Source organism: Streptococcus sp. E29BA (genome assembly GCF_041807805.1).
In the GTDB taxonomy this organism is placed as follows: domain Bacteria; phylum Bacillota; class Bacilli; order Lactobacillales; family Streptococcaceae; genus Streptococcus; species Streptococcus entericus.
The window spans coordinates 1-7157 of record NZ_JBGTZA010000057.1 but is presented as its reverse complement, the minus strand read 5'-3'; the positions used below and the strand labels follow the sequence as shown (position 1 = coordinate 7157).

Annotated in this window: 8 protein-coding genes and 1 pseudogene; all 9 read right to left on the bottom strand. The window is 42.2% G+C overall.

The annotated features are described in order from the left end of the window. A pseudogene (locus tag ACERC8_RS09550) lies at nt 1–341 on the bottom strand (transposase family protein); the annotation flags it as partial. A 220-nt stretch (nt 342–561) separates the two neighbouring features. Next, on the bottom strand, nt 562–738 hold the full coding sequence (gene secE / locus ACERC8_RS09545) for a preprotein translocase subunit SecE (RefSeq protein ID WP_026216633.1): 177 nt from the start codon (nt 736–738) through the stop codon (nt 562–564). After that, nucleotides 735–887: a 50S ribosomal protein L33 gene (rpmG, locus tag ACERC8_RS09540; RefSeq protein WP_373659653.1), complete on the bottom strand. Its 153-nt coding sequence runs from the start codon at nt 885–887 to the stop codon at nt 735–737. The genes secE and rpmG overlap by 4 nt, the downstream gene beginning before the upstream one ends. 50 nt (nt 888–937) lie before the next feature. Next, complete coding sequence (gene pbp2a, locus ACERC8_RS09535) at nt 938–3217, bottom strand: penicillin-binding protein PBP2A (protein WP_373659652.1); 2280 nt, start codon at nt 3215–3217, stop codon at nt 938–940. A 153-nt stretch (nt 3218–3370) separates the two neighbouring features. Then, the gene (gene ccmA / locus ACERC8_RS09530; RefSeq protein WP_373659651.1) at nt 3371–4009 is read right to left on the bottom strand and encodes a heme ABC exporter ATP-binding protein CcmA; all 639 of its coding nucleotides are present in this window, start codon (nt 4007–4009) and stop codon (nt 3371–3373) included. Next, nucleotides 4006–4635: a lantibiotic ABC transporter permease gene (locus ACERC8_RS09525; RefSeq protein ID WP_373659650.1), complete on the bottom strand. Its 630-nt coding sequence runs from the start codon at nt 4633–4635 to the stop codon at nt 4006–4008. Before ACERC8_RS09525 ends, ccmA begins: the two co-directional genes overlap by 4 nt. 9 nt (nt 4636–4644) lie before the next feature. Continuing rightward, nucleotides 4645–5412, bottom strand: coding sequence for a hypothetical protein (locus ACERC8_RS09520; RefSeq protein ID WP_373659649.1), 768 nt, complete (start codon nt 5410–5412; stop codon nt 4645–4647). Continuing rightward, a complete protein-coding gene (locus ACERC8_RS09515; protein ID WP_373659648.1) occupies nt 5393–6175 on the bottom strand; it encodes an ABC transporter permease in 783 nt (260 codons plus the stop codon). Before ACERC8_RS09515 ends, ACERC8_RS09520 begins: the two co-directional genes overlap by 20 nt. Before the next feature lie 92 nt (nt 6176–6267). Then, nucleotides 6268–6675, bottom strand: a complete 408-nt coding sequence (locus tag ACERC8_RS09510; protein ID WP_373659647.1) for a hypothetical protein — start codon at nt 6673–6675, stop codon at nt 6268–6270. Nucleotides 6676–7157: the final 482 nt, after the last annotated feature.

Sequence of the window (7157 nt, the reverse complement as noted above, 5' to 3'; positions counted from 1 at the left end):
CAATTTTTGAGCGATTTTCTGATTAAGAATGACAGGAATTTGATGGTTGACTTGACCAGTGACGTTTCAGCGACAGCTATTTTTCCACATTTCTGGCAGCGGAACCGGCGCTTTCGCAAGCGAATGAGTGTCTTGTAACCAGCACACTCAAGATAAGGTATTTTGGATAGTTTCTGGAAGTCGTACTTGGCCATCTGTCCCTGGCAATGTTGGCATTTTGGAGCAGGGTAATCGAGTTTAGCGATGACCTATTTGTAACTCCCAGCCTCCACAATCTCCAAAATAGTGATATTAGGGTCTTTAATTCCGAGTAGGTTTGTGATCGAATTGAACTGTTCCATATGTGTCTTTCTAATGAGTTGTTTAAGCACTTTTCATTGTAGGTCATCTGGAACTTTTTTTCTACACTCAAAAGGCTCTATAATCTCCATGGTGGATTTACCCACTACAGAAATTATAGAGCCAAAAATAGAAGAAAAAACGAGAGAAGACAACTCTGATTCTCTCTCGATGTCAGTATCGTTCAACATTAGTTGATGATGAAGCCTCTGTTGATTCAGGTTAAAATTTGTTAATCAACTCAAAAATACCTAGTGACAAGAGTTTGTCAAAGATAAAAATGATGAGTGTGAAAAATGCGGTGTACTGAAGAATGGAAATATAGTCCTTCCATGCCTGTTTTGGTGTTGGCCAAGTGGTATCTCGTAAAACCTTAAAAATGCCCATGAGCTCTCCTATCGTGTTTCTTTATGTAAGGTGTACTGTTTACAATGCTTGCAAAATTTCTTGACTTCTAGCCGAGTGGGTTTTGGGTTGCTACTGACACTAATCGAGTAGTTACGGCTACCGCAATCTGTACAGGCTAGACTTGCTTTTTTTTGTGCCATAAGGCCTCCTTTTACACCCTATTCTATCATATCTGACAGCAATTGGCAACTTATCTGAAATAATTGATCAGCTGATCCCAGAGGTTCTGGGCTTTTTCTCTTAAACCTGAGTCGTCGACGGCTTGGCGAAGTTTGTCTGCGGCTTCTTGAGCTGATTGGCGAAGCCCATCGATGATGTCTTGAGATTCTGTTTGGCTGGCTTCATCAGTATATTCTGGGGCGATACCATCCAGCGCGTAGCTATTTTCCTCAGAAAAAGACGTGCCTGCCGTGTAAGGCAAGATATAGCTCGCTTGCGTGCTAAAGAGCTGTGGTGCCATATAAGCGTTAGCATCACTGAGGTAGTGGTTCTCATCGGTCTGCTCAAAGCCGACCCACTGGCTGATGACCACATCAGGCGTATAACCAATCACCCACTGGTCACCAACAAGCTCTGGGTTAAATGCTGTTTCGCTTGTTCCTGTTTTCCCTGCTAAGGTATAACCGTAGACATTGGCACGCACCCCTGTACCGTTTGAAAAAGTCCCCAGCATCATGCTGGTCATCTGGTCTGCTACAGCCTTGATCAAAATGCGCTGACTTGTCGGCTTGTAGGTTTTAATCACACGTCCGTCTGCTGTCTCGATTCGGGTGATGAGGTGGGCCTTAGGCATGACCCCGCCATTAGCAAATGTCGCATAAGCCTGCGCCATCTCTAACGGATTGGTCGTTACACTACCACCCAGCGCAATGCCTAATTCTCGATTAGCCTTATCCATCTCTAAGCCAAACTGTTTGCCATAAGCGATGGCTTGGTCAATCCCCATCTTCTCGGTCAAGTACACCGCTGGGATATTATAAGACTGGGCCAAGGCTTGATACATAGGCACATCCTCAGACTCATAACCGCCAAAGTTGTGTGGGGCATAGCCGTTAAAATCACGATGGCTATTCGGCAAGAGACTATCTGTTGCCCAGCCGTTGGCAAGAGCTGGCGCATAGACAATCAAGGGTTTAATGCTTGATGCCGGACTTCTCTCGGCTTGAGTTGCAAAGTTAAAGGTTCTAAAGGTCGGCTGTTCACTGCTATTGACACGACCGACCAGACCACGAACACCTCCTGTCGTCGGGTCTAGAGCCACGCTGGCCGCCTGCGCCTGACTGCCATCAATCTCAGATACAGGAATCAGCTCATCATTATCAAGCGTCTGTTGCATGCCACTTTGATAGTTCTGATCAAGCTCGGTATAAATCCGATAACCGTTGTTGACGATGTCTTTCTCACTCAAGCCATACATGGCAATCGCTTCATTGACCACCGCGTCGAAATAGGAAGGATAAGCGTAATTATCCACCTTGCCAGCATAGGTATCAGCCAAACGCTCTGCCATTGCTACCGCCATATGCTGGTCGGCAACTTCCTGACTGATGTAGCCTGCCTCTACCATGGACTGCAACACCGTATCTCGACGATTGGTGGCCTCTTCCAGAGAAGCATAGGGATTATAAATCTCTGGACCTTTGAGCATACCTGCCAAGGTTGCCGCCTCATCTAAACTCAGCTCAGCGGCTGACACCCCAAAGTATTTCTGACTGGCATCTTCCACGCCCCAGACCCCATTGCCAAAATAAGCGTGGTTGAGGTACATGGTCAAGATGTCGTTTTTACTGTATTTTTTGGTCAATTCTAGCGCCAAGAAAAATTCCCTGGCCTTACGCTTGATGGTCTGATCTTGAGTCAGGTAAGCATTTTTAGCCAACTGCTGGGTGATGGTTGAGCCTCCACCAGATTTCCCTAAAGTCAACAGCGCTAAAAAGGTGCGCTGAAAGTTAATCCCGCTATTGTCATAAAAGGTTCTGTCCTCTGTGGCAATCACTGCCTGCTCCAACTGGTCACTGATGGCATCTAGTTCGACATAGGTGCCTTTTTGACCAGACAGGCTGCCTGCCTCCTCATTGTTTCGGTCATAGATGACCGTGACAGCCTTTAGGGAAGCCTGAAGGTCAGAGACCTTGGCCGTTTTGGCTAGATAAAACAAGTAGCCTCCTACCACAAGACCAAACAACGCAGCCATGAGTAAGAGCACCTTGCCGACATGGTAACGGCGCCAGTAGCGACGAAGGGGATGGGATGTCGGTAACCGAAATCGGCTAAGTAGACTCGTCCTCTCATCTTGTTCCATGTCATCCTTCTGGCTACGTCGCCGACGGTAGGTCGGTTTTGCAGGCGGTTCTTCTGACAGCTGAGTAAAAACGACCGTATCCTCCAAGGAGACATCGCCATACTCATCACTCGCCTCGCTCGATGATGGCTTCAAAAATTTTTTCTTTAATAAATCTAATAGTGTCATAACCTGATTATAAAAAAAAACAGCAAAAAAGTCATATTTCTGCTGTAAAATGCCTCTTGAGCTAGTCTTTCTCTCCACATAAAAATGAGCAAGTAGTTTCATTGAGTGAGTGCCCCTATTGCTCATTTTTATAACGATACTTGACTTACCGCACTATGACTGTTCGACCAGCTTGTAATCTTCAACCTTGTACACTTTGTGACACAAACAGTCAATGTCTTCTTGATTGTGGCTAGCAATCAAAACAGTTGTTCCTTGTTTAGCCAGTCGCAAAAACAGATCTCTCATCTTCATCACAGCATCTGCATCCAAAGCGTTCATCGGCTCATCAAGCAATAACACCTTGGGATGCTCCATGATGGCTTGAGCGATGCCCATTTTCTTTTTCATGCCCAAAGAGAAGTGCTTGACTTTCTTATCCTTAAATGCCAGCAAATCCACCGCCTCCAGCGCACCTTCTATGACTTCCTTGGAAACGTTTTGGTTAATGCTCAATAGCAGAGCTAGATTATCGTAAGCCGTCAGCTCAGGCAAAAACGATGGTTCCTCAATCAGTACCCCAATCTTGTCCGCAAACCGTGTGGATGTCGCAACCTCTCTCCCATTGACCCAGACTTCACCCTCTTTTGGCTTTGCCAAGCCAGCAATGATCTTAAACAAGACCGACTTCCCAGAACCATTTTTACCAGTGATGCCCACGATTTCTCCAGAAGCAAAGGAGACGTTAAGCTGTTTAAAAATATCTTGCCTCCCAAAAGAGAACGACATCTCCTTAATCTCAATTGTCTTCATAGATGCAATACTCCTTTCTTAGTGATGTCAATAATGATGAAAAGTAGATTAGTAACGATGACCATTAACGGAACTGGACTTAATGTGAGCCAATCAGCCATGCCTTGCGATTGCATACTCAAATAAACCACGGTTGCGCAAGAGATGAGCGCCGCTGTTTGGGCATTTCTAAACACCCTAGATAAACAAAAATATAAACTGCTTGTTTGAGCAATGATGACTATCAACCTGATCATCTCCCTAAGAGAGAGCATGTGGCTGGTTCCGGATAAGAGGTAAAACACCTGAAAATAAAGCAACCAGTAAACAGCTCCCACCAAGGCGATATAGCAACTGATGTCCAACAAGTGTTTATATTGATTGCCCTGTCGCATAATGAGTAAACCAGTATAACTCTCTGTCATATCAATCTTAAACACAAATAAAAACAAGAACAAGAGAATAGGTGAGATGTGCTTAGCAATAAGGTAAAAATGGCGATAATTCAGCTGGTAGTAATCTAGCACACTCTCTTCAGCCTCCGTACCGAGCATATAGTGACCCGATAAATGAAGCAGGAAAAAGAACACCAGCACAGCAAGTACGATTTTTGGGGTTATATTTTTCTTGAACAAGACTGTTAACATCGCATCTCCTTAGTCTGTATAGTTCCGTCTTATCGCCAGAATATAGGTCATCGCTATCAAAGAAAGGTTACCAGACAGCCAGTACACCATGTTTTCCCAAACAGCTCCAACATGAACCGCTTGGTAGTGATAAATCGGTAGCAAGGAAAGAACAGGTGAGTAAATCGTCAATTTATAGATAAAGGATTGAAAGAAGATAAAAGCTATCATTAAAAATAAAGAAACCTTATCGCTGAAGAGCAGTCGGCAAAACTGATGAAGATTTAGCAAAAAGAATAAATAACAGTAAAAGTTAATTGCGACTAAGATAGTTTGACTAAGCAAGCTTCTGCCAAGAGACGGCTGTGCTGAAAACAGGTCTGTGTAGTGCTTAACCGTTTCTGGTGTCCATGCCACATTGACATTTGTTGTAAACATACCAATCAGGATCCCCATTAAAGCCAGTAAACAGACAAATGTTATCCCAAAAATGACCTGTACTAAGAACTGATGCCTAAATAACCGTTTTTTATCTTTGAAACGTAGTAGAGCTAGTTGGCTCGGAAAAAATAGTCTGGAGATAAAACTGCTACCGATTAAACAGACCAAGGGTACTCCCACAATAGCAGTGTATAAATCACTGGTCAGATAAAGCTGCCAGAGCCAAAAATTTTTTTCTGATGACGACAGATTAAATTGGAGAAAGCTGAAACTGATTAGGCAAAACAGCAGTAAGACATACACAACTAATTTTCTCTCATACCTCTGCCCCAAAAGCCTAATCATCCGTTGAATCATCAATGATCACTTCCTTTTTTAGTCTGAAAAACCCGACGACAAGCGTCACAGATAGGATTAGCAACAGCTGACCATAGACCGATAAAACATTAGCTGTCGTATTGGCGGTTAGATCAAACGTTGTGACTGGTTCAAATCTATCCAGTCTTATAAACGGAAAAACAAATGACGGGAGCAGGTATAAGCCAAAGGGAATAACGGCAGAAGCTAGCTTGTTACTGATAAAGAAAGTCGATACCAACCCGAGATTGGCATAGACCGCAGCAAAGATACCGCTGTTTATCACCGTGAGGATAGCATACAACATCTGATGCTGACGAAAAACAGACGACCACGCACCACCAATTTCACCGAAATACAAGCCTTTCTCAAATGGCAACATGATCCTATTGGTGAGTAAGAATAAGGTCAAGGGAAGCATGATAGACAGCGCTGACGCTAAACTATTAGACGCTATTTTCACAATATAGTAGGTTTTTAGAGTGGTTCTGGTCAGTATCCCATAAATCATATGGTTCTCCCTATCCTCCAAGTAAGCATTTGAGAACGGAAGACCTACAATCAGAGGTGCTACGACTGGCAAGATAGCACCTGACCCCAAAGAAAAGGCATATAAGAAGAGCGACACTCCCTTAAATTCAGCGATTGAATCCCAGCTACTCATCATTCCGATAAAGAGGCTGACTAATACCAGCAACATAGCTATAAGGTTCTTTTGAGATAAGACAGCTCGCTTTAACTCAGCTAAAAAATAACTTATCATATTATCGTCCTCAATAATCTATGATAACACCAAAGGAGAAGACAGTCGCCTCCTCCCCCTAAAATAAAATTACCGTTATATCTATTAATTTCTTATTGTGCGTCGGGACTCCAAGAACCCTGAGCTTGTACTTTTACAACCGTAGATACAGGTGTTGCAATACTCAATTTTGTCCCACTACCAATATATGCACCTGCACCTCCATGATAAGGCATATAAATAACATCTCCTGGCCCCATCTGATAGCTTCCGGTAATGTCCGCTCCAGTTCTTGAAAGCTGAATAGAGGTATTGATTCTCTTATTCCCCCCAATGGCATCGTTCTGATGTACTCCATTTGTATGATTTTCTTTATACAAAGTGGTCGTTGTAATATTTCCAAATCGAGGAATAGTAACATCGTAATCTCCAATTTGTCTTGCTGACACTTGGGAAATAACTACACCTATTCCCACAATTGCCAAAGCAGTAATACTGCTCTTTTTTAAAATATCTTTCATGTTATTAGTCCTTCTACTTATTATATTTCATATGAGAATTGCGATATAATAACGATAATTTTATAAACAAGGCATCAATTGGTCTACTTTTCCAACATCAAAGGNACTTATTATATTTCATATGAGAATTGCGATATAATAACGATAATTTTATAAACAAGGCATCAATTGGTCTACTTTTCCAACATCAAAGGTATTAGTTGTATTTTATTAGTTGAACTACTGTATCATTTGATTTTCTGCAACACTCAACTTGTTGAGACAGAAAGAAGATACGAACTGCGGTAATGCTTAATGTCTAAAGAACCAATGATTTTTTTAATTCTACAATTTTTACTCATTTTATTGAATCCCCTTTCATTCCTTTTATTTAATCTTATCATATATAAAATTTCCTGTCAATTATATTTGTGTATTTTTTGATTTTTTTAATTTTAAAATTAAAAATGTTGCTGTTTATGACTAACTTTTGTACAATGAGG

Coding starts and splice junctions, on each gene's coding strand:
- rpmG (WP_373659653.1), bottom strand. CDS start 887: ATGGCACAAAAAAAAGCAAGTCTAGCCTGTACAGATTGCGGTAGCCGT.
- ACERC8_RS09515 (WP_373659648.1), bottom strand. CDS start 6,175: ATGATAAGTTATTTTTTAGCTGAGTTAAAGCGAGCTGTCTTATCTCAA.
- ACERC8_RS09525 (WP_373659650.1), bottom strand. CDS start 4,635: ATGTTAACAGTCTTGTTCAAGAAAAATATAACCCCAAAAATCGTACTT.
- ccmA (WP_373659651.1), bottom strand. CDS start 4,009: ATGAAGACAATTGAGATTAAGGAGATGTCGTTCTCTTTTGGGAGGCAA.
- pbp2a (WP_373659652.1), bottom strand. CDS start 3,217: ATGACACTATTAGATTTATTAAAGAAAAAATTTTTGAAGCCATCATCG.
- ACERC8_RS09510 (WP_373659647.1), bottom strand. CDS start 6,675: ATGAAAGATATTTTAAAAAAGAGCAGTATTACTGCTTTGGCAATTGTG.
- ACERC8_RS09520 (WP_373659649.1), bottom strand. CDS start 5,412: ATGATTCAACGGATGATTAGGCTTTTGGGGCAGAGGTATGAGAGAAAA.